The organism is Pseudarthrobacter cellobiosi, from assembly GCF_023913815.1.
Taxonomy (GTDB): domain Bacteria; phylum Actinomycetota; class Actinomycetes; order Actinomycetales; family Micrococcaceae; genus Arthrobacter; species Arthrobacter cellobiosi.
Genome location: NZ_JAMXBK010000024.1, coordinates 58,889 through 81,250, shown reverse-complemented (window position 1 = coordinate 81,250; position 22,362 = coordinate 58,889). Strand labels below are relative to the sequence as shown.

The window sequence follows — 22,362 nt, the reverse complement described above, 5'->3', positions numbered from 1 at the left end:
GCATTGTGCTATTCCTGCGGCCGCCGGTTGAACGGCAGCCGCCCTCTGCCACATCCCCCGAACCCTAAAGAAAGCCAGCATGCGAGTTCTAGCAGCCATGAGCGGTGGAGTCGACTCCGCCGTTGCCGCAGCACGTGCCGTCGAAGCCGGGCACGACGTCGTCGGCGTTCACCTTGCGCTGTCCAGGATGCCCGGCACCCTGCGGACGGGCAGCCGCGGCTGCTGCACCATCGAGGACTCGCGCGATGCGTGGCGGGCCTGCGACGTGCTGGGCATTCCGTACTACGTCTGGGATTTCTCGGAGCGCTTCAAGGAAGACGTGGTCCAGGACTTCATCGATGAGTATGCTGCCGGGCGGACCCCCAACCCCTGCATGCGCTGCAACGAGCGGATCAAATTTGCCGCCCTGCTGGAGAAGGCCATCGCCCTGGGCTTTGACGCCGTCTGCACCGGGCATTACGCCAAGGTCATCAAGGACGCCGACGGCAACCCCGAACTTCACCGGGCCGCGGACTGGGCCAAGGACCAGAGCTACGTCCTCGGTGTCCTGACCCACGAGCAGCTCAAGCATTCCATGTTCCCGCTGGCGGACACGCCTTCCAAAGCTGAAGTGCGGGCGGAAGCCGAGCGCCGGGGACTGTCGGTGGCCAACAAGCCCGACAGTCACGACATCTGCTTCATTCCCGACGGCGATACCGCGGGCTGGCTCGCCGAAAAGATCGACATGACCACCGGCGATATCGTGGACGAGACCGGCTCGAAGGTAGGGGAGCACCCGGGAGCCAACGCGTTCACCGTGGGCCAGCGCCGTGGCCTGAAGCTCGGAACACCCGCAGCGGACGGCAAGCCCAGGTTCGTCCTGGAGATCCGGCCCAAGGAAAACAAGGTAGTGGTGGGGCCCCAGGCGCTGCTGGCCATTGACGAGATCCGCGGCATCAAGGTCTCGTGGGCTGGCCTGCCGATCGCGGAAATCGAAACGGGCGCCGAGTTTGACTGCTATGCCCAGGTCCGCGCCCACGGGGACCCCGTGCCGGCCACCGCGCGAATGCTGCCCGGCGAGGGTGCACCCCAGCTCCTGGTCACCTTGACCGATCCGCTGCGCGGCGTGGCACCCGGCCAGACGGTGGTCCTCTACCAGGGCAGCCGCGTCCTGGGCCAGGCCACCATCGACGCTGCCCGGTCGTTGCAGCGCGCGGAGCTCTGAGCCGGAGCAAATTTACCCTGGTCAGGTAAATTTTGTGTCTCAACTCACAAAAAAGCCGGTTGATGAGTCCGGCGTCTGGTTGAATCTAGGCATCAGGACAGCGCGCTGCCCGCTCAAGCCAAGACACCCATTTGCGGGCGGCGAGCGCGTACTCATCGAACAGAAAGTTCACAGATGACCAAGAGCACTAAAGCCTTGCGCAGCGCAATCGCGCTCGCAGGCGTTTCCGCCTTCGCATTGACGGCCTGCACGGGCCCCTCGGGTGGCGGCGGGGGTGGCAGCACAGCATCGGAGAATGCAAGCAGCGTCATTGCGTACGGAACCACAGACAAAGTCACCGCACTGGACCCGGCGGGCTCGTACGACAACGGTTCGTTTATGGTGATGAACCAGATTTACTCGTTCTTGTTGAACTCCAAACCTGGTGGCGCCGACCCCGTGCCGGACCTGGCCGAATCGTCCTCGTTCACCAAGCCCACCGAATTCACGGTCAAGCTTAAGAGCGACCTCAAATGGGCCAACGGACATGTGCTTGATTCCAAAGACGTCAAGTTCTCCTTTGACCGCCAGACTGCCATCAAGGATCCCAACGGACCGGCATCGTTGTTGTCCAACATTGATTCCATTGCCACGCCTGATGCCAGCACCGTGGTTTTCACGCTGAAGAATGCCAACGACCAAACGTTCCCGCAGATTCTGACCAGCCCGGCCGCCCCGATCGTTGACGACGAAGTCTTCCCGGCAGACAAGCTCCTCAGCGACGAGGACATCGTCAAGGCCAACGCCTTCCACGGCCAGTACATCATTGACTCCTTCAACAAGAACACGCTGGTCAGCCTGAAGGCATGGCCCGACTACAAGGGCGTACTCGGCAAGCCGGCCAACGCAGGGGCCACCATCAAGTACTACACCGACCAGACCAACATGAAGCTGGAGGTCAAGGGCGGCCAGATCGATGTTGCCAACCGCAGCCTGAGCGCCACGGACATCGATGACCTTAAGAAGGACTCCAACGTCAAGGTCCATGTTGGTCCCGGCGGCGAGATGCGGTACATCGTCTTCAACTTCGACACCATGCCGTATGGCGCCAAGGCTCCGGAAGCTGACCCGAAGAAGGCGCTTGCCGTCCGGCAGGCCGCTGCCAACCTCATCGACCGCCAGGCCATCTCGGACCAGGTCTACAAGGGCACGTACTTGCCGATGTGGTCCAACGTCCCGTCCGGTTTCGTAGGGGCCAACGAATCCTTCAAGCAGGCGTATGGGGATGGCTCCGGCAAACCCAGCCTGGACAAGGCCAAGAAGGTCATGGCCGACGCCGGCATCACCGGCCCCGTGACCATCAAGCTGCAGTACAACCCCGACCACTATGGCAAGTCGTCCGGTGACGAATACGCCATGGTCAAGGACCAGTTGGAGAAGAGCGGACTGTTCACGGTGGATCTGCAGTCCACTGAGTGGGTCACGTATAACTCGGCATCGAAGAAGGACAGCTACCCCGTCTTCCAGCTGGGCTGGTTCCCGGACTTCAGCGACGCGGACAACTACCTGACACCCTTCTTTGTAGGCGGTGGCTTCATGAACAACCACTACTCAAATGCTGAGGTCGAAACGCTGGTCGCCAAGCAGTTGGTCACCGCCGACAAGGCTGAGCGTGAGAAGACAATCCAGGAGGTCCAGAACCTGCTGGCCAAGGACATCTCCACCCTGCCGTTGCTGCAGGGCGCCCAGGTGGCCGTTTCAGGGACCGACGTGAAGGGTGTCGATTCCACCCTGGATGCGTCGTTCAAGTTCCGGCTCGGCACCGTTTCCAAGTAGCGACCTGGATTCCAAGTATCACCGAACAAACCCGCGTGAGGAGGTAGGGCCGGACGGCCCTGCCTCCTACGTGTTGGCTCCACAATTTCTTGATCAAACCAAGCAGGGACAGCATGGCCACATTGATTGATGCGCCGCCGCCTACGGTTGCGGCCCCCGTATCCAAATCCGCGGGAGGTGGCCTCGGGAGGTATATCCTGATCCGCTTCCTGCTGATCTTCCCGACGATCTTCATCCTCGTCACCCTCGTTTTCTTTCTCATGCGGATCACCGGCGATCCCATTACGGCAGCCCAGGGCGGACGCCTCCCGCAAGAACAAATTGACGCCCTGGTACACCAGGCAGGCTACGACCGGAACCTCTTCATTCAGTACATCGAGTACCTTGGCAACATTGCCACCGGCAACTTCGGCCGGACCATTTCAGATGGCCGGCCCGTCGTGGAGATGCTCGCCAAGTTTGGTGCCGCCACCCTGGAATTGAGCATCAACGCCCTCGTAGTGGCGCTGCTGGTAGGCATTCCACTGGGAATGTTTGCAGCCCACAAACGCGATATGCTTCCGGACGCTTTCCTGCGTATGTTCGCCATTCTTTGCTATGCCACCCCTGTCTTCTTTGCGGGCCTGCTCCTGAAGCTGACATTTTCCGTAGGCCTGGGCTGGTTCCCAGTGGCCGGCCGTGCTTCCACCACAACGGAATTGGCGATGGGCCGGCTGGCAGCACCCACTGGCATCTACTGGCTGGATGCCCTTCGCAGCGGCAATCTGGCAGCCTTTGGCGACATCGTCCAGCATGCAGTCCTTCCAGCTGTCGCGCTGGGCCTTCTGACGGCCGGCGTCTTCCTCCGCCTGGTCCGCACCAACGTGATCGGCACACTGGGAAAGGACTATGTTGAGGCAGGCCGGTCGCGCGGAGTCAGTGAATACCGCCTGGTGACAAAGCATGCCTACAAGCCGGCGCTGATCCCTATCATCACGGTGATGGGTCTGCAGATTGCGCTGCTGCTCGGCGGTGCGGTGCTGACCGAAACCACGTTCGAGTGGAAGGGCCTGGGCTATCAGTTGGCCCAGTACCTGACTGCACGTGACTTTGTAGCCGTCCAAGGCATCGTGATGTTGCTGGCCGTCATTGTGGCGGTCACCAATTTCGCAGTGGATATTGCCGCTGCCCTGATTGATCCGCGAGTGAGGTACTGATGGGCGCCACAGCATTGGAACCGAGAAAGAAATCCTTGCTGGACCGGCTTCCGGTCTCGTCCCACATCCGCCAAAGCGTTGGCCTGCAGCGGACCATGCTGCTCATCGGCGTGGTGCTTTGCGCTGCTTTTCTGGTGGCCGCGATATTTGCGCCGTTCCTGGCGCCCTACGGGTATTCCCAGATTTCCGACGACGCCGGTTCGTTCCCGGCGCAGGCCAAACCCGGCGGCAAGCATCTGTTGGGAACGACAGTGGGTGGCTACGATGTCCTGTCCCGGGTGATCTGGGGATCGCAGACAGCCTTGGCGGTGATAGTTGCTGCCGTGCTGATGTCCATCTTCCTGGGGGTATTCCTCGGACTGGTGAGCGGCTACTTCGGCGGCTGGCTGGACCGCGTACTCGTGGTCATTGCCGACGCAATTTACGCCTTCCCGACACTCCTTGTGGCTATCGTGATGTCGATTGCCATCAACAAGGGACAGTCCGGATTCTGGGGCGGAATCCTCGCCTGCGGGTTCGCCATCACTGCAGTGTTTGTGCCGCAGTACTTCCGCGTTATCCGTGCTGAAACCATCCGGCTCAAGGCTGAACCGTTTGTGGAATCAGCGCAGGTTGTTGGCGCCTCCAGCGCCAGGATTATCAGCAGGCACATCTTCTCCAACGCGACCCGGACCCTGCCGCTGATCTTCACGCTGAACGCCTCCGAAGCCATCCTCACCCTGGCAGGCTTGGGATTCCTCGGTTTCGGTATCGAGCCGAGCTCCGCCGCTGAATGGGGCTTTGACCTGAACAAGGCGATGTCCGATGCCTCCTCCGGCATTTGGTGGACCGGCGTGTTCCCCGGCATCGCCATCGTATTGACGGTGGTCGGCCTCACCCTCGTTGGTGAAAGCATCAATGACCTGAACGATCCGCGCCTGCGCGGACGCAAGGCAGCCGGCGGCAAGGGCGGTCCGGGATCACCAACCACCGCCGCGAACGCCGCCATCTCAGCGGATGTGAGAGGATTTTGACCATCAATATTGATTCGGTATCTGACCAGTCCAGGCAGGCGGACCAGCCGGTCCTTGCCATCGACCACCTCAAAGTCACCTTCGCCACCGATGGCGGAGACGTCTACGCCGTGAAGGATGTGAGCCTGGACGTCCGCTCCGGCGAAGTCCTGGCCATCGTAGGCGAATCCGGCTCGGGCAAGACCGTGACCGCGAAAACCATCCTCGGGCTGCTGCCGGAGACAGCCACCAGCGGCGGGGCTGTCCTGATCAACGGGAACAACGTGATCAGCGTCAGCGCCGCGAAGCTGAGGCAGATCCGTGGCCGCGATGTGGCCATGGTGTTCCAGGAGCCCTCCACGGCCTTGAACCCCGTGTTCACCGTGGGCTGGCAGATTGCCGAGGGCATCCGTGCCCACGCCGGCGGTGCCGGCGGGAAGCGTGTCTCGGCCAAGGATGCCAAGGCCCGTGCCATTGAGGCGCTGCGCAAGGTGGGGATCCCGGATCCGGAACACCGGGTCAACCACTATCCGCACCAGTTCTCCGGCGGCCAGAAGCAGCGCGTGGTGATCGCCGCCGCGCTTGCCCTGAACCCGGGACTGATTGTGGCCGATGAACCCACCACGGCCCTGGATGTCACCGTCCAGGCCGAAATCCTGGAGCTGCTCCGGGACCTTCGGGACAAGTACGGCACCTCGATCGTGCTGATCACCCACAATATGGGCGTGGTGGCCGACCTCGCGGACCGCGTGGTGGTGATGTACCAGGGTGATGTAGTGGAGGAAGCGCCGGTGCGGGTGCTGTTCGCCGAACCCAAGCAGGACTACACCAAGAAGCTGCTGGCCGCCGTGCCCCACCTGGGCCGGAACTCGGCGTCGGAGGGCCTGTTGGAACGCGCACACCAGGGCTCATCGGTCCTGGTAGAGGCAACCAACCTGACCATCGAGTATCCCGGCAGGCTGGGAACACCGGCCTTCAAAGCCGTGGACGGGGTCAGCTTCACCGTGTCCCCGGGCGAAGTCTTTGGACTGGTGGGCGAATCCGGCTCCGGGAAAACCACCATCGGCCGGGCCATCGCAGGCCTAAACCGGAGCACCGGCGGCAGCCTGCAGGTGCTCGGCTACGAGATGCTGAACTTCAAGGAGCGGACCTTCAAACCCCTCCGGAAGGACATTGGCTTTGTGTTCCAGGATCCGGCCGCGTCCTTCAACCCCCAGCTGACCATCGGCGACTGCGTAGCGGAACCCATGATCATCCACACCAACCCGAGCCCGGCGCAGGCGCGCAAACGCGTTGCCGAGCTGCTCGAATCAGTGCAGCTGCCGGCGTCGTACGCCCAGCGGTACCCGCACGAGCTGTCCGGTGGGCAGCGTCAGCGGGCGTCGCTGGCGCGGGCACTGATCCTGAACCCGCGGCTGCTCATTGCTGACGAGCCGACGTCGGCCCTGGACGTTTCCGTGCAGGCAAAGGTCCTGGAACTCTTCAAGGAAATCCAGGCCGAGTTCGGGTTTGCGGCGCTGTTCATCAGCCACGACCTCGCGGTGGTGGACATCCTGTCGCAGTGGGTGGGCGTCCTGTACAAGGGCAAGCTGGTGGAGCAGGGCATCGGCAGCCAGGTGATGGGCGCGCCGCAGCACGACTACACCAAACGGCTGATTGCCTCGCTGCCGGTCCCTGATCCGGACGAACAGGCACGACGCCGGGAAGCGCACCGGGCGCTGCTGGCCCAGTAGGCACCACCAGCGACCCCACAGTCGCGGCACCATCAGACGGACATCCCGCCCCACCAGGCGGGGTGTCCGTCCGCCGCTTAACACCGGAAGGATTTCCGCGGCTGCCCCATAGACTTGGACCATGACGCAGCAAAACCACGATGTTCCCGACACCGACACCTACGATGCCGCCGCGAGTTCGCTGGCGGGCCACGTGGACAACTCGGTGATGGCGGAACTGCTGTCCATCCGCTCCAGCATCGACAACATCGATGCGACCTTGGTGTACCTCCTGGCCGAACGGTTCAAGGCCACCCAGAAAGTGGGCTTCCTCAAGGCCGCGCACCGGCTCCCGGCCGGGGATCCCGGCCGGGAATCGGCCCAGATCGCCCGTCTCCGGCGGCTGGCGGAGGATGCACACCTCGATCCCGCTTTTGCGGAGAAGTTCCTGAATTTCATCATCGGCGAGGTCATCCGCCATCATGAAGCCATCGCCGAGGACCACCAGGCCGCTGCAGAGTGGAAGTAACCGCCACCGGGCTTGGGCCCTGGCCGGGGGAGGACCCCGTGGAGGCTGCCCGCATTATCCGCGGCGAGCTCGGCAGCCCGCACCTGCCGTTCCTGGCAGAACTTCCGGACCGCGGAGTCGGCTCCGACGCCCTGGGGCGGACGGCCGCACTCCTGGTTGAATTGGCCGTGGATGTCCAGCCGTACGGCTGGCGGCTGGTGGACCGACCCGGCAAGGATTTCCGCAGGGCCGCGTCGGCCCTGTCCACAGACATCAACGTCCTGGCAGACGTTGCCGGCGCCGAGGACACCCCCGCCCCCGAGATCAAGCTCCAGCTGGTTGGTCCGCTGAGCATTGCCGCGGGGCTGCACCTGCACAACGGAGAACGGGCACTTATCGATTACGGCGCACGCCGGGACATTGCCGACTCGCTGGCCGCAGGGGTTGGCGGCTACCTGTCCCGGATTTCCAGCGCGGTTCCGGGCGCGCGGCTGGTGGTCCAGGTCGACGAGCCTGATATCGCCGCCGTCCTCGCCGGCACTATTCCGACGTCGAGCGGTTACCGCACGCTGCGGGCGGTGGGCGGCCAGGAGGTCACCGAGTCCTGGCAGGTGGTGATCGAAGCGCTCCGTGAGGCGGGTGCCGCCGAAATCGTTGTCTCTGTCCCCGAGATCGAGGCTCCGATCGACCGGATCATTGCCGCCGGCGCCGACGGCGTGGCCGTGCCGCTGAGGGCCTTGACCACACGGCAGTGGGAGCAGTTGGCCACGGCAGTGGAGGCAGGCAAGCGGATCTGGGCTGGCGCCCTGGACATCAGCCGCGGCACGCTGCCCAGGGTGGCCGACGTCGTGGAGTCCGTGTGGCGGCCATGGCACGAGCTGGGGCTGCCGGCGTCGTCCCTGGGCAGTATCCGGGTCACCCCCTCGGCGGGACTTGCCGGCCACACGCCGGCCACCGCCACAGCGGTGCTGGGCCGGCTCACCCAGGTGGCCGACGGCCTGAACCAGCGGGCGCACGGCTGAGCGGGCCCACCGCTGAGCGGACCTGCGTGTACGTCTTCTACGTCCGGTTTTCCCAACGGTCCGGCTGGGCGTAGCGGGGCAGGAAACTCTGCGCCGAACTGCCGCCGATGTAGGGACGCAGGCGGTAGTCGAAACCGCCCGCATAGACCAGGACCAGCCCGATCTGCGGCTGGATGACCTTGACTTGGATCCGGTGCTGTCCATGCTCGCCGGCGGCGCCATCCCACCACTGCTCGGCGTAGGCCTTGGCATCCACAGTGGCCGGCAGAGGCAGGCGGAGGGGGCCCAGGAACAGCCGCGACGCTTCGGAAACTCCGCGCAGCCTGCCCTCGTCCGTCACGCTGAGCTTGAGGTCGGTCACCATGCGCCTGAAACGGCCCAGATAGTCCACCAGCCGCGGGCCGCCGTCGGCATCCACGAGGCTGGTGGTGTCCTGGAAAATCCGCACGTGCCCTGGGAAGCGGATTTCCCGCCGGGCAGTCAGGCTGGAGCGGCCGAAGGGATCCTGGTGCGCATGGTTTTCAATCCGGAAGGGGATGCCTTCCCCGTACTCCGGGAAGAACGCGTCCTCCCCGGAGGTGAGCTTCAGCAGGGGCCGCAGCCACGCCTGCCGGCAGCCCACAACGTCGAACACGCCCTCGCCCACGCCGTAGTGCCCCGAGCCGGGCGCCAGGGAAAAGTACTCCTGCAGCTCAGGCTGCAGCCGGTGGAAGTCCTCGCCCAGGGCCTGCCGGTAGATAGGGACGCTCATGGTGACCTCCTGGACGGTACCGTCAGCGGCGCTGCGGTGACTCACAATCTACCGGCCGCCTTCAGCCGGATATACATGTCGGCAAGCTGCGGCGGCAGCTGGTGTGGCTCCGCATCCACCACTTCCACCCCGTGGTGCCGGAGCTCGGCGCTGACCGCCGCCCGTTCCAGCAGTACGCGTTCAGCCGCTGCCGCCCGGAACACGCCGGCGGCGTTCTCACGCTCCCGCAGCATCTGCCCCAGCATGGGATCACGGACGGCGGCCACCACCACAACATGCTGCTGCGCGAGCTGCGCGGCCACGGGAATGAGTCCTTCCTCCGGCGCTCCGCCGTCCAACGCCGTTAGCAGCACCACCAGGGACCGGTGCGCGGAGACCGCCCGGATCTGGCCGGGGAGGCTGGACCAGTCAAGCTCGATCAGTTCCGCCTCGAGGGGCGCCATCGCTTGCACCAGCTGTCCCAGGAGGTTGCCGGTGGTGGCGGAACCGGCCCTGGCCCGCGGACGGCGGTCGTAGGCCAGGAAATCCACCCGGTCACCGCCACGCTCTGCCAGGACCGCCAGCAGGAGCGCCGCTTCGATGCCGGTATCCAGCCTTGGTTCGTCCTCGATCCTCGCCGCTGACGTGCGGGACGTATCCAGCATGATCACCACGCGCCGGTCGCGTTCCGGGCGCCAGGTGCGGACGACGACGGCGGACCGGCGGGCGGTTGCGCGCCAGTCGATGGACCGGACGTCGTCCCCGCGGACGTAGTCACGCAGCGAGTCGAATTCGGTGCCGGCACCCCGGATCTGCACGGCGGCTTTGCCGTCGAGCTCGCGGAGTTTCCTGAGCTTCGAGGGGAGGTGCCTGCGGGAATGGAACGGCGGCAGGACCCGCAGGAAGCCGGCGCAGTCAAACGTGCGCTGGCGTGCCGCTAGCCGAAGGGGTCCATGGGAGCGCACCGTGACGTGCCGGGCGCCCACGTCGCCACGGCGGACCGGCTGTAACCGGACGGTCATCCGGCGGCTTTCCAGGGCGGGGACGTCCAGGTCCTGGACCGGATTCACAGCCCCGGCAGACGGCTGCCACGCGTCCCGAACAGTGGCGCGCAGGCGTCGCCGGCCACTGTTGCGCAGCGTGAGGACCGAAGCGGCCGTGCCGTGCAGCGTCACGTTGCCGGGCTCGGCACGCGTGACGATGATGGCCCGCGGGGAAGCGGCCAGGCCAAGGTCCAGGCCCAGGAGCGCGGCGAGTGCCACGACCACGCCGAGGACCGTTCCCCAGCCAGGAAACAGCAGCACCGGTACCAGGCCCAACAGTGCCAGCAAGACAAACCGTCCGGAGAGTGCCATGTGCAAGCGGATCAGCGGGGGACGGGGACGGAGGCCAGGATGCTGCCCAGGACGTCGTCCACCCGGACCCCGTCCATCTGGGCATCAGGCTGCAGGGCCACCCGGTGGCGCAGGCACGGCAGCGCCAGTGCCTTGACGTCGTCGGGGGTGACGAAGCTGCGGCCGGACAGCCAGGCCCAGGCGCGGGACGTGTTAAGCAGTGCAGTCGCGCCGCGGGGTGAGACGCCCAGCTGGAACGACGGCGCCTGCCGGGTGGCGCGCACCAGGTCCACGATGTAGCCGATGATTTCCGGTTCGACGGCGACGGTGGCCACAGCCTCCCGCGCCCGTTCGAGGTCCTCGGCGCCGGCCACCGCCCGGACACCGGCGGCGGCAAGATCGCGGGGATTGAAGCCGGACGCGTGCCGCCGGATCACTTCCACCTCGTCAGTCCGGCTGGGCAGCGGCATGGTGAGCTTGAGCAGGAACCGGTCCAGCTGGGCTTCGGGCAGGGGATAGGTTCCCTCGTACTCCACGGGGTTCTGGGTTGCCGCCACCAGGAAGTTCGCCGGCAGCGGCCTGGACACTCCGTCCACCGAGACCTGCCGCTCTTCCATGGCCTCCAACAGGGAGGCCTGCGTCTTCGGCGGCGTCCGGTTGATTTCGTCGGCCAGCAGGATGTTGGTGAAGACCGGCCCCTCGCGGAAACTGAATTCCGACGTGTGCGAGTCATAGACCAGGGAACCGGTGATGTCGCCGGGCATCAGGTCAGGGGTGAACTGTACGCGTTTGGTGTCCAGGCTCAGCGCGGCGGACAGGGCACGGACCAGGAGTGTTTTGGCCACACCGGGCACGCCTTCGAGGAGGACATGCCCCTGGGAGAGTAGCGCGATCAGGAGTCCGGTGACGGTGGCATCCTGGCCCACCACCGCCTTGGCAACCTCATGGCGGACGTCCAGGAGTGCCTGCCGGGCGGGATCCAGCGTCCGCCGGGAGGAATCCATGATCTGCGGGGCGCCGTACGGTTCGTTCATCGGGTCCTGACCTCGTTCTCTAGTTTGTCCAGTTCCTGTGACCATTGCACCAGTCTGGTTGCGGTACCGGGGCGTTCCTGGATCAGGCCGCTGATATCTCTGACCGGCCGGCCCAGGTTCCGGGCCACTGCCTGCACCACGTCGTCGGCAGTGGCCTGGGATCCGACTCGAAGGGCTTGCGCCAGACGAACCAGGGTGCCGGCCCGAAGGTTGTCCCGTGCCCGGTTCAGTGCGTGGGAATCCTGATAAAGGCGCGCGCGGCCTTCGGCGGTCTCCACGGCCTTGACCACCACGGGGAGTGGTTCAAACACGAGCGGGCCGAGGCGGCGCCCGCGCCACACAATGGCCAGCACGGTCACAAAGACCAGCCAGGGCCCCAGGAATGCCACCCAGTCAGGGGCGAGGTCATCAAGTGTCTGCGTTGACTCCGCAGCGGCCGCGTCGCCCAGGCCGGGCAGGTACCAGACAAGGTCCTCTGAGCTGCCCAGCGTCCGCAGGGCCAGTGCGGCATGGCCGTGGCCGGCAAGCCCGCCGTTGTTGAGGAGGGCGGTGCTGCCCAGGACGGTCAGGCCGCCGTCATCCGTGCGGGCAAGCAGCCCGGCGGTGCTTCCCGGCGGGCTGAAGCACACCGTGCCGCCGTCGTACAGGAATCCGCCGGTTCCGGAGACAGCACCTGCCGCCGCGGGAGCGGTGAGATCGCAGCCCGGTTCCAGGAGCGCCGTCGACTCAGGCACCACACCGGCCTGGCTGATGCCGGTATCGAGGGCCTTCAGCGTGCCGAGCCGAGGCGTCACCAGCACTACGCGTCCCGCACTTGCGGTCAGCTCGTCCAGCCGGGATTGGTCCAGGAATCCGCTCCGGTCGTACAGGAGGAGGGTGGCACCCGGCCGGTCCGCGAGTGCTGCAGTGGCGGAGTCAAAGGATTCAACATCCTGGACCTCGACACCGTGGCGGCCCAGTATCTCGCTGACCGCCCTGGCGCCGCCCGGCCCGGCGTTATGCACGGATAAGGGCAGGGAATCGCCCTTTGGCGCGAGCTGGGTGGAAATAACCACCGCCAGTCCGACGGCGGCCACCGCTCCGATCGCTGCCCTGCCGCGGTGCCGTCGGAGCCAGGAACCGGCCCCGGCACCGACACCAGAACCGGTACTGGTACCGGACCCGGAATCCGATCGGAGTGCAGGGGCGGAGCCCGGCTGTGCCTCCGGTGCACCCGGCGGCAGAAGATTGGGCGTCAGGCGATCCGGTGAAGGGTTCTGCATCGTGGGACCCTGCGTCATCGCGTAACCGCCGGTTCGTCACGTTCAGCGGGCAGGGCAGCGCTCGCCGGCGTGAGGGACTGCAGGGCAATGTCCAGCTCGCGCACCGCGGCATAGTCGGGCTGGCCGGCGGACTCCTTGCCGTAACGGATCCCGTCGAAAGTCCGCGCAGCTTCTGTCAGGCGGCCGGCCTCTGACGGAAACGGTGTGGCCAGTTCGTGCGCCACCTCGTCCGCGGTCCGGCCCAGCCGCGCGTCGAAAAGCGTTCTGTCCTCGGCCGTGCGCACCAGCGCACGGAAGCAGTCCACGACGGCGGCACTCCAGTTGCCGGCTGCGGCTGCGGCCGCCGCGCGCCCGCGGTAGGCCTCGGCACTGACTGTTGTGCCGGCGTCGAACACCTCTCCGGCACGCTTGGTTTTTGCATTGAGGCGCGGGCGGGCCAGGATGACCGCGGCGCCGATCAGCACGGCGATGGCCAGACCGATCCACGGCGCCGCGACGGTGCTGTCCGGGCCGGAGCCGCCGTCCAGGGACCGCAGCCAGTCCAGGATGTCCGCCCATATGCTGTCCAGCCAGCCGGGGGACGCGTCACGGTATTCCGGCTTGGCAAGTTCTTCTTCGGCCCAGCGGCGGGCCTCGTCGCGGCCAGGCAGGACCGGTGGTTCAGCGGCCATCCGGCCATGTCCCGCCGGGCGGTGCCCCGTAGGGCGGCCGCGGATTCTGGCCGGGTCCTGCCCGGTAGACCGGGACGCCTCGGCCCGGGACGCCGTCCGGATCCGCGCCCGATTCCAGCAGCCGGAGCAGGGCGATATCCAGTCCGTCCCGGCGCATCCTGAGGTCGAGGTAGAGCAGCGCCAACACGGAGGTCTGGAAGGCGAATCCCACCGCGCCGACCACCGCACCGACGATGGCGGTGGCAACGCCCGCCACCACGGCCGCCGTCATGGCCTGCTCGGCACCGCCGTGTGGCGAGACCACTCCGGTGTAAAAACCGGAGAGCAGCGAGACCGGAATGGTGACGATCTGGGCGATGATCCCCACCATGATGCCCACCACCAGCGTGATGCCCAGGAGCCGCCACCAGCTGTTACGAGTGAGTTCCCAGGAGCGGCGTATGCCGGCCACCGCCCCGAGCTCCTCCACCACAACGGCGGCCGGCGCCACCATGAGCTTGATGTAGATCCACACATACAGGACGAAGCACACCAGCCCCAGCGGGATCAGGATCAGGGCGCCCACTCCACCCACAGTGCTGACCAGCAGCACCGCCAGCGCCACAAACAGCAGCGCTATGAGGAGCCCGCCGCCCACCAGCAGGGCCGCGAGGCGGATCAGGGCCCCCGCACGGGACCGTGCCAGCGTCCACATCTGCCTGAAGCCGGTAGGGCGGTTGAGAACGGACCTGGCCACCGGAACCACCATGGCGCCCTGAAGCACCGCCGAGAGGAATACGGTCAGCACCGAGACGAGCAGGACCCCGGACGCGAAGGTGAGCACCAGCGGGACCAGGTCCTGCTCCGTCAGGCCTTCAGCCCAGGTCTCCAGGGACGCCGCGGACGTGGCGGAAAATGCCGTGAGGACTGCCGTCAGCACTGCGGCGAACGTCTGCGCCAGCAGCGCGGCGCCCAGCATGGCCTTGGCATTACGCCGGATCGTCTGGAAGGAGCCGTCCAGGATCTCGCCGAACATCAGTGGTCGCAGCGGAATGATGCCGGGTTTGGGCGGGGCAACATAACGCGGCTGCTGGTAGGGCTGCGGAGCGCCGTAGGGGTTGTGCGGGGAAGTGCCCCAGGCCGGCGGGCCACCCGGGGGTGGGCCCCACACCGGATGGCCGCCCCAAGGCGGCTGCTGCATGTTCGGATCCTGGTGTGGCACCCTGTTCCTTCCCCCGTGCGGGACTGTCCGCGTGTTGCCAGCCTATAGTTCCGGCGTCGGGCGTCATAGCGTGGCGCCATGCCGTAAGGCCGTTCAACAGGACAAACCCTGTTCAATAAGGGAATATATAACTATGAAGGCACGCATTCTGGTAGTTGACGATGACGAAGCGCTGGCCGAAATGATTGGGATTGTTCTGCGCAATGACGGCTTTGAGCCGGTTTTTTGCGCCGATGGCAGCCAGGCGCTGGATATTTTCCGTTCATCGAAGCCTGACCTCGTGCTGCTTGACCTGATGCTGCCCGGCGTGGACGGCATCGAGGTCTGCCGGCAGATCCGCTCCGAATCGGACGTGCCCATCGTCATGCTCACGGCCAAGTCGGATACGTCCGACGTCGTCCGCGGCCTTGAGTCCGGCGCAGACGACTACGTGCCCAAGCCGTTCAAACCCGCCGAACTCGTGGCACGCGTGCGTGCCCGCCTGCGGCCCGGCGACCAGAAGGCGCCTGAAACGCTGCGGATCGCTGACATCACCATCGACGTGGCCGGCCACACCGTGAAGCGTGCCGATGAGCGGATTTCCCTCACGCCCCTGGAGTTTGACCTCCTCGTAGCGCTGGCGCGGAAGCCCTGGCAGGTGTTCACCCGTGAGCTGCTGCTGGAGCAGGTCTGGGGCTACCGCCACGCGGCGGACACCCGGCTGGTCAACGTCCACGTCCAGCGCCTCCGGTCAAAAATTGAACGGGATCCGGAAGCTCCCGAAGTTGTATTGACGGTTCGTGGTGTCGGCTACAAAGCAGGTTCCTGAGCCCTCAGGACCAGAAGCGCACCGCGCCCCGGACCTTCCCGCAGCCAAGGGCCCGGAGCACACGGATGCTCTGCCGTCGGAGCTGGCAACGCTGCCATTCCGGGCACGGATCTGGCGGCGCCGTGGAGTAATCGTGGGGCTACGGGTGGGCCGCCTTGTCCGTCTCGGCGTGACCCGTTTCTTCCCTGCGGTCCGTTTTGCCGGGCGGGCCATGCGTCGGCGCTGGCGCCGGTCCCTGCAGTTCCGGACAGTCCTCACCACGCTGCTGTTGGCCGTGACATCCTTTGGCGCCGTGGGCGCCTACCTGTCCAACCAGATCGCCAACAACCTGTTCCAGGAGCGCCTCACCCAGGCCGAATCCGAGACCCGTTACTACGTCAAGCAGGTCCAGGAGACGTTCGACGGCGCCCAGGTCACCGACCAGTCCAGCGTCATCACCCTGGTCTACGACACTTTGAATGCCGTGGAGGGCCGCGGCTCCGTCATCCAGCGCCGCTACGTTTTCGAAGCCAAGCCCGAACAGACCAAGCCCCGGAACCGCTGGGTGGAGTCGCGGGCCTCGGACCAGCTGACCGTCAGCGTCATCCCGCCTGAACTCCGTACGGCGGTACAGGATTCAGGCAAGGACCAGTACTGGACCTCCACCGTGATTCCGGTAGGTACCGAGGACAGGCCGGGCATCGCCGTGGGCAACCTGGTGACCTTCAACGGGACCGTGTACGAGCTCTACCTGATCTATGACGTCAACACCGCCCAGCAGACGCTCGACGAAATCCAGGGCGTCCTCCTGGCCGGCGGCGCGGTGCTGGTGCTGATGATCGGGGCCATCGCCTGGTACGTCACCCGCAATGTTGTCAGCCCGGTCAGCCACGCTGCCCTGGTGTCGGAGAAGCTCGCTGCCGGCCAATTGCAGGAGCGGATGGTGGTCAAAGGCGAAGACGAGGTTGCCCGCCTCGGGGCATCGTTCAACCATATGGCCGCCAGCCTCCAGGAACAGATCACCCAGCTGGCCATGCTGTCCCAGATGCAGCAGCGGTTTGTCTCCGACGTCTCCCACGAGCTCCGCACGCCCCTGACCACCGTCCGGATGGCCGCGGAAGTGCTGTACGACGCCCGCCACGACTTCGACCCCATCAACAAGCGCTCCGCCGAACTCCTGTACAACCAGGTGGAGAGGTTCCAGTCCCTGCTGGCCGACCTGCTCGAGATCTCCCGCTTCGACGCCGGCGTGGCCATGCTCGACGCCGAGCCCGAGGACATCCTGCAGGTGATCGCCCACGTCATTGACGGGGCGGCGCCCGTCGCGGCCGAATACGGCTCGGAGATCATCCTCCGGGCGCCCGCGGAGGGAATTGTCGCGGAGATGGACGCCAGAAGGATCGACAGGATCCTGCGGAACCTCATCCTGAACGCAGTGGAGCATGGCGAAGGCAGGCCGGTCACCGTAACTGTCTCAGCCAACCAGTCAGCGGTGGGAGTTGCAGTCCGGGATCAGGGGATCGGCATGACCCCGGCCGAAGCCGCCCGTGTCTTTGACCGGTTCTGGCGTGCGGATCCGGCGCGGGCCCGCACCACCGGAGGCAGCGGACTGGGCCTGTCCATCGCAATGGAAGACACCAAACTCCATAACGGCTGGCTGCAGGCATGGGGAAACAAGGGTAGAGGGGCCAACTTCCGGCTGACCATTCCGTTGCGCCAGGGCGAGGAGATCGACCGCTCACCCGTGCAGCTTGAGCCGGAGGACATCATCCTCCCCGACGTCCCACATTCGAAAAACGTGCTGGTCCTGGGGCCCGGCCCCACTGGGGCGCCTGACGTCCCCGCTGGCGGCGGGCGTGGCCAGGGCACCGGGCGTACCCCCGCCGGGACAGGCGCAACACCGAAGGAGTCTTCATGACGGGACGAAAAGTGCGGGCAATGCTGAAGAGGAGCGTTGTGCTGTTCGTCGTTGTCCTGCTTCTGGCCTCCTGCGCGCGCATTCCCACGGCCGGGCCGGTGGGGAAGAGCGCGGAAGGCAGCGCCGGCAACGTCAACGCTCCGGTGTTCCTCCCGGCCGCCCCCCAGCCCGGCGCTACTCCGGAAAACATCATTGATTACTTCTACCGTGCCGGTACCGGATACGAGGGGGACTACGCGGTGGCCCGCGAATACCTGACGCAGGCAGCGTCAGTGTCCTGGAAACCCGACCAGCGCGCGCTGGTGTACCGCGAGGCGAAAGTGGTGGGCACCGGCGTCGACAACGTCTACAACTACCAGCTGGACGTTGCCTATAGCGTGGATGTTGACGGCATCGCCACCCAGATGCCCGAAGGCACCATCGAGAACATTCCGGCCACTCTCACGCAGGTGGACGGCGAATGGCGGATCTCAGCCATCCCGGACGGAACAGCGATCCCGGAGGAAACCTTCAAGGTCATCTACGGCGCCTACCCCATCTACTTCTACGATCCCAGCTTCACCTATGCCGTGCCTGACGTCCGCTGGTTCATCAAGAACAAGACCGTCAAAGCCATGACCAGTGCCCTGCTTGCCGGCCCCGCGCCGTACCTTCGCGGCGCGGTGGTCAGCGCCTTCCCGTCCGGCATCAAACTCGCCCGCGAATCGGTTCCGGTGGTGTCCGGCGCCGCGCAGGTGGACCTCACCGCCAAGGAACTCACCGAGGCGTCCACGGAGGACAGGCTCCGGATGCAAACGCAGCTTTCGCTCACGTTCCGAAGCCAGCCCGACGTCGTTAATGTGGAGTTGCATGCCAACCAGGACCTGGTCCGCGTCGAAGACAACGGTTCGGTGTTGCCCCCGGTGCGGGACAAAAACGTGCCGGTCCGCGAGATCGCCGTCAGCGGCAATGAGCTGGTTCGCTACGAAAACAACAGGGTGTCCCCGCTGCCGGATATGCAGCCAGTTTCATCGCTCGGGCCCCGCTACCCGGCGGAATCTCCGGTGTCCCAGACCGTTGCCTTCCTCAACGAAAGCCGGACGACGCTCTACAGCATGGTGCCGGGACAGCCGGCCCGTGCGCTGACAACGCGCAGCACCATTACGCACCCGTCCTTCAGTATTCATGACTGGGTGTGGGCCGCAGGGCCGGGAGCTACCGGCGGTACGGAGGTGGTGGCCTACCGGCCCATCGGAGTTGCCGAAGGTGCCGCTGTTCCCACCGTTACGCTCACGCCGTCGTGGCTGGCCGCAAGAACCGTCAAGGAGCTGAGGATCTCCCGCGAGGGCGTCCGGGCGCTGGTCATTTCGGAACAGAACGGCAAGACGAAGGTGCAGATTGCCGGGATCATCCGGAACGCCGACGGGACACCACGGGAACTGACTGCCCCGATCACGCTGGTGGCTTCGGGTGATCCGGACCGGGGCGTCTGGGTGAACGACACAACGGTAGCCGTGATGAAAGCCTCGGCAGGCTCGACCGTCACGCCGGAGCTGCTGTCCCTCACCTCCGGACAACCCCAGCAGTTGGCGCCGTGGCCCGGCCTGGTGTGGCTCAGCGCCGGCAACGGGCTGGAGGAAATCTACGGCCAGTCGGCCGAGGGCATCTTCCAGCGGCTGGGCAACGGCTGGTCGCCCCAGCTGAAGGGCCCCATCGACCCCTCATTCCCTGGGTAGCTTTCCACATAGCGCGGACCAGCGGTTCCGGGGCTGCGATACGCAGGCCACCATGGGGTGTGACCGAAGTTCAGCCCGGACGTCCTCCTGCTCGCCACGCGCCTGTGCGCCGGTCCGGGGGCCGCGTTGGGGGCCGTTGCTGGGGCAGTCCCGGCGGAAGTGCCGCAAGCCTGGATCCGGACCTCCTGCCGTCTCCGCTGCAGTCCGCCAAGCATCGCGGCGGCCACCGCCGCCTGTGGCTGCGGGCCGCCGACCAGATGGGCGCGGCCGCCGCGGAGCTGCTGGCACTTGCCGTCCCTGTGGACTGCGTCTGCTGCGGCGCGGAGGACCTGGCCCTGTGCGTCATGTGCGAACGCCACGTCCGCCTGCTGACCAGGCACCCGTTCCGGGCAGAGGAGCAGGCGCCGGCCCTGATGAACGTCGACGGCGGCCTGATCCTTCCCGTAGTGGCGGCCGGGGTGTACCGCGAGGAGCTGGCGCAGGCCGTGCTTTCGTTCAAGAGCCATGGCCAGCACCAGCTCACGTCAGTCCTGGCGCGCGGACTGGGGCAGGGCATTGCCGCGTCCGTGGCCGGCGTCGACGGCGTCTGCCTGGTTCCGGTGCCCAGCAGTACGGCTGGCTACATCAAAAGGGGATTCAGCCCGGTCCACCTCCTGCTCGCAGAGCTGCGTCGGGGGACCACCATCCGCGGAACGCCGGTGGTGGACGTGATCCGGAAAGCCCGGCGCCGCGCCGCGCCGGAGCGGCTGCCTGGAGGCCAAAAGGGACTCGGCCGCGGTGCCAGGGCGAGCCGGGTCAAGGGGTCCATGAAGGTCCCGAAACGCCAGTGCTCGCGGGTGGCCGGACGCCGCTGCATCATTGTCGACGACGTCCTCACCACGGGGGCCACACTCGCGGAAGCAGCCCGCGCGCTGCACGTCAGCGGCGCCGTGGTGGTGGGGGCGGTGGTCCTTGCCGCGACACGCCCGCCGGATTCAGCTGGCGGCGAATAGCCCGCCCCGGGAGCTGGCGGAACGCTGCCCGTCTAAGAAAAAAATAAACGAAGAAAGGATGAATAACAGGTGGCTATGAACTAACGTCGGTTGTGGGTACCAAGAACAAGTTGTACCTTTCGATGGCGGCTCGGAAAGGGGCTCGACTGTCAAGCAGATCGGCCCGTGGGATGTGCCGCCGTCGTGTCACCGAAGTCATTTGGAGGGCACCATGGAGTTTATGATTAGCGGACGAAATCTGACGGTCTCAGACCGCTTCCGCGAATACGCCGGTGAGAAGATCTCGAAGATCGAGTCACTTGGCGACAAGGTCCAGCGGGTTGACGCGAAGGTTTCCAAGGAAACGAATGCGCGCCAGACCGGCGACCAGCTCACCGTTGAAGTTACGGTTCTGGGCCGGGGACCCGTAATCCGTGCCGAAGCCAGCGCCGCAGACAAATTCGCTGCGTTCGATCTCGCCTACACCAAGCTGCTGGAACGTCTCCGCCGCGCCAAGGACCGCAAGAAGGTCCACCACGGGCGCCACACCCCCAAGGCAGTGCGTGAGGCCACCGCGACACTGGAACCCGCAAGTACCAGTGAGCCCCTTTACGTCGAGGCGAGCCATCGCAGCGAACCCCAGGCTGCACCTGTTGAACGATCGCCCTACGAGGTCGAGAACGACATTCCGGCTGGGGACTCCCCGGTGCTGATCCGGCGCAAAGTTTTCCCTGCGGCCTCCCTCACCCTTGACGATGCTGTGGACAACATGGAGCTCGTGGGCCACGATTTCTACCTGTTTGTGGACAAGGCCACCAACACGCCCTCGGTGGTCTACCGGCGCCGTGGCTGGACGTACGGGGTGATCACCCTGGACCACGAATGCGAACCGGGGGAGACGGCCGTCGAAGAAAAAATCCTCGCCTACCGTTCCGATGACGAGGCTGCAAAAGTCTAGGGCGGTTCGCACCCCTCAATGAAAGGACGGATGTGCCAGCGACGCTGAGCCTTATCCAGGCCCGGCGGATCGCCTTGGCAGCTCAGGGACTCGACAAAGGACGGCCCGCCGGCCCCGTGACCTCACGGACGGTGGGCCGTACCATTGCCCGGATCCAGCTTGTCCAGATCGATTCCGTCAACGTGTTGTCCCGCAGTCACTTTCTGCCCTTCTTTTCAAGGCTCGGCAACTATGACCGCACCATTCTTCAGCGGATGGCCAGTTCGCCTCCCCGACGCATGATGGAGTACTGGGCGCACGAGGCCAGCTTCATCCGGCCCGAGCACTTCCAGGACCTCCGGTTGTGGCAGAAACGCACGTGGGTGGGTGCGTCCGCCCTCGACCCGGACCTGCGCGACGCGGTGGCTGGAAAGATTCTCGACGCCCTCGCCGCAGGGCGGCCCATGACGGCGGCGGAACTGACGGTGAACATCGGGCACGTGGAGGACCGGCGGGACGACAACTGGGGATGGAACTGGAACGCCGTCAAACGCGTGCTTGAAGACCTGTTCGAGGCGGGCACCATTTCCGCGGCGTCCAGAACCGAACAGTTCGAGCGAAAGTACACGCTGACGGCTAAGGTGCTGCCGCGTCGGCTGGCCCTCGAAGCCACGCCGGACCCTGTTGAGGCCTTGCATCGGCTCATCGACGCGGCGGCGCAAGCCCATGGCATCGGAACCGTGAAGTGCTTCGCGGACTACTTCCGTACACCGGTCAAGGCAGCCGCCGCCTCGGTGGACCATCTCGTCAGCATAGGGAGGCTCGAACCGGTGGCTGTCGTAGGCTGGGACCGGAAGGTATTCCTCCATGCCGACGCCACAATGCCGCGGCGGGCAGCGGGGCGGGCCTTGCTCAGTCCCTTTGACTCCCTGGTCTTCGAGCGGCGCCGGCTTGAGGAGCTCTTCGGGTTCCACTTCCGGATCGAGATTTACACGCCCGCGCACCTCCGACGCTTCGGGTACTACGTCCTGCCCTTTCTCCTGGGTGACACCATCGTGGCGCGGGTGGACCTTAAAGCGGACCGTGCGGCAGGAAATCTGCTGGTCAGGTCCGCCTACGGTGAGCCGGACGCACCGCCAGGGACCGCCGTCGAACTCGCCGCCGAGCTGGAACTGATGGCCGAATGGCTGGAGCTGGACGACATTGTGGTCAGCCCGGTCGGGGACCTGGCAGAGTCCCTCGCGGGCGCCCTGCACCACCGCGCCGGTGCGCTCCGCTCTCAGGGAACACCGGCCGCGTGGCCTGTGTCTCTCCCGTAGACTAAAAACGCCAGAATTCGGCAGCATAAGACTG

Annotated in this window: 19 protein-coding genes; 13 read left to right on the top strand and 6 right to left on the bottom strand. The window is 65.8% G+C overall.

All coding sequences use genetic code 11. The features are described 5' to 3' along the window. The first annotated feature begins 79 nt into the window (after positions 1 to 79). From mnmA to NG701_RS10740, 7 genes are all read left to right on the top strand, one after another. Entirely contained in the window at positions 80 to 1,204 is a 1,125-nt protein-coding gene (gene mnmA / locus NG701_RS10770) for a tRNA 2-thiouridine(34) synthase MnmA (protein ID WP_374208679.1), read from the top strand. 174 nt (positions 1,205 to 1,378) lie between these two features. Further along, positions 1,379 to 3,019, top strand: coding sequence for an ABC transporter substrate-binding protein (locus tag NG701_RS10765; protein ID WP_252567298.1), 1,641 nt, complete (start codon positions 1,379 to 1,381; stop codon positions 3,017 to 3,019). Between the two features lie 113 nt (positions 3,020 to 3,132). Then, the gene (locus tag NG701_RS10760; RefSeq protein ID WP_252567296.1) at positions 3,133 to 4,215 is read left to right on the top strand and encodes an ABC transporter permease; all 1,083 of its coding nucleotides are present in this window, start codon (positions 3,133 to 3,135) and stop codon (positions 4,213 to 4,215) included. Continuing rightward, positions 4,215 to 5,228 carry an ABC transporter permease gene (locus tag NG701_RS10755; protein ID WP_252567294.1) on the top strand — a complete coding sequence of 338 codons (1,014 nt, stop codon included), beginning with the start codon at positions 4,215 to 4,217 and terminating at the stop codon, positions 5,226 to 5,228. Before NG701_RS10760 ends, NG701_RS10755 begins: the two co-directional genes overlap by 1 nt. Next, positions 5,225 to 6,940: an ABC transporter ATP-binding protein gene (locus NG701_RS10750; RefSeq protein WP_252567292.1), complete on the top strand. Its 1,716-nt coding sequence runs from the start codon at positions 5,225 to 5,227 to the stop codon at positions 6,938 to 6,940. Before NG701_RS10755 ends, NG701_RS10750 begins: the two co-directional genes overlap by 4 nt. A gap of 121 nt (positions 6,941 to 7,061) precedes the next feature. Further along, positions 7,062 to 7,448, top strand: a complete 387-nt coding sequence (locus NG701_RS10745; protein ID WP_058931921.1) for a chorismate mutase — start codon at positions 7,062 to 7,064, stop codon at positions 7,446 to 7,448. Then, the gene (locus NG701_RS10740; protein ID WP_252567290.1) at positions 7,439 to 8,449 is read left to right on the top strand and encodes a uroporphyrinogen decarboxylase/cobalamine-independent methonine synthase family protein; all 1,011 of its coding nucleotides are present in this window, start codon (positions 7,439 to 7,441) and stop codon (positions 8,447 to 8,449) included. Before NG701_RS10745 ends, NG701_RS10740 begins: the two co-directional genes overlap by 10 nt. A gap of 37 nt (positions 8,450 to 8,486) precedes the next feature. Here NG701_RS10740 and NG701_RS10735 read toward each other — a convergent pair whose 3' ends face one another. From NG701_RS10735 to NG701_RS10710, 6 genes are read right to left on the bottom strand one after another with little or no spacing between them, the layout of a single operon-like run. Then, a complete protein-coding gene (locus NG701_RS10735; protein WP_252567288.1) occupies positions 8,487 to 9,200 on the bottom strand; it encodes a DUF4166 domain-containing protein in 714 nt (237 codons plus the stop codon). Between the two features lie 41 nt (positions 9,201 to 9,241). Next, a complete protein-coding gene (locus NG701_RS10730; protein WP_252567286.1) occupies positions 9,242 to 10,534 on the bottom strand; it encodes a DUF58 domain-containing protein in 1,293 nt (430 codons plus the stop codon). An 11-nt stretch (positions 10,535 to 10,545) separates the two neighbouring features. Further along, positions 10,546 to 11,547 (bottom strand): AAA family ATPase, encoded by a 1,002-nt coding sequence (locus NG701_RS10725; RefSeq protein WP_252567284.1) that lies wholly within the window; start codon positions 11,545 to 11,547, stop codon positions 10,546 to 10,548. Beyond that, a complete protein-coding gene (locus NG701_RS10720; RefSeq protein ID WP_252567282.1) occupies positions 11,544 to 12,809 on the bottom strand; it encodes a DUF4350 domain-containing protein in 1,266 nt (421 codons plus the stop codon). The genes NG701_RS10725 and NG701_RS10720 overlap by 4 nt, the downstream gene beginning before the upstream one ends. A 14-nt stretch (positions 12,810 to 12,823) precedes the next feature. Further along, positions 12,824 to 13,480 (bottom strand): DUF4129 domain-containing protein, encoded by a 657-nt coding sequence (locus tag NG701_RS10715; RefSeq protein ID WP_252567280.1) that lies wholly within the window; start codon positions 13,478 to 13,480, stop codon positions 12,824 to 12,826. After that, positions 13,470 to 14,660: a DUF7847 domain-containing protein gene (locus NG701_RS10710; protein ID WP_252567278.1), complete on the bottom strand. Its 1,191-nt coding sequence runs from the start codon at positions 14,658 to 14,660 to the stop codon at positions 13,470 to 13,472. The genes NG701_RS10715 and NG701_RS10710 overlap by 11 nt, the downstream gene beginning before the upstream one ends. Before the next feature lie 154 nt (positions 14,661 to 14,814). On the opposite strand from NG701_RS10710, the gene mtrA reads away from it, so the two are divergent. From mtrA to NG701_RS10680, 6 genes are all read left to right on the top strand, one after another. After that, a complete protein-coding gene (gene mtrA / locus NG701_RS10705; protein ID WP_056343773.1) occupies positions 14,815 to 15,489 on the top strand; it encodes an MtrAB system response regulator MtrA in 675 nt (224 codons plus the stop codon). Beyond that, complete coding sequence (mtrB, locus tag NG701_RS10700; protein WP_374208678.1) at positions 15,461 to 17,386, top strand: MtrAB system histidine kinase MtrB; 1,926 nt, start codon at positions 15,461 to 15,463, stop codon at positions 17,384 to 17,386. Before mtrA ends, mtrB begins: the two co-directional genes overlap by 29 nt. Beyond that, positions 17,383 to 19,101 (top strand): LpqB family beta-propeller domain-containing protein, encoded by a 1,719-nt coding sequence (locus NG701_RS10695; protein ID WP_252567276.1) that lies wholly within the window; start codon positions 17,383 to 17,385, stop codon positions 19,099 to 19,101. The genes mtrB and NG701_RS10695 overlap by 4 nt, the downstream gene beginning before the upstream one ends. A 104-nt stretch (positions 19,102 to 19,205) precedes the next feature. Further along, the gene (locus NG701_RS10690) at positions 19,206 to 20,093 is read left to right on the top strand and encodes a ComF family protein (RefSeq protein WP_252567274.1); all 888 of its coding nucleotides are present in this window, start codon (positions 19,206 to 19,208) and stop codon (positions 20,091 to 20,093) included. 211 nt (positions 20,094 to 20,304) lie between these two features. Continuing rightward, positions 20,305 to 21,030, top strand: coding sequence for a ribosome hibernation-promoting factor, HPF/YfiA family (gene hpf / locus NG701_RS10685; RefSeq protein WP_252567272.1), 726 nt, complete (start codon positions 20,305 to 20,307; stop codon positions 21,028 to 21,030). A 32-nt stretch (positions 21,031 to 21,062) separates the two neighbouring features. Continuing rightward, positions 21,063 to 22,328, top strand: a complete 1,266-nt coding sequence (locus NG701_RS10680; RefSeq protein WP_252567271.1) for a winged helix-turn-helix domain-containing protein — start codon at positions 21,063 to 21,065, stop codon at positions 22,326 to 22,328. The last annotated feature ends 34 nt before the right edge of the window (positions 22,329 to 22,362 follow it).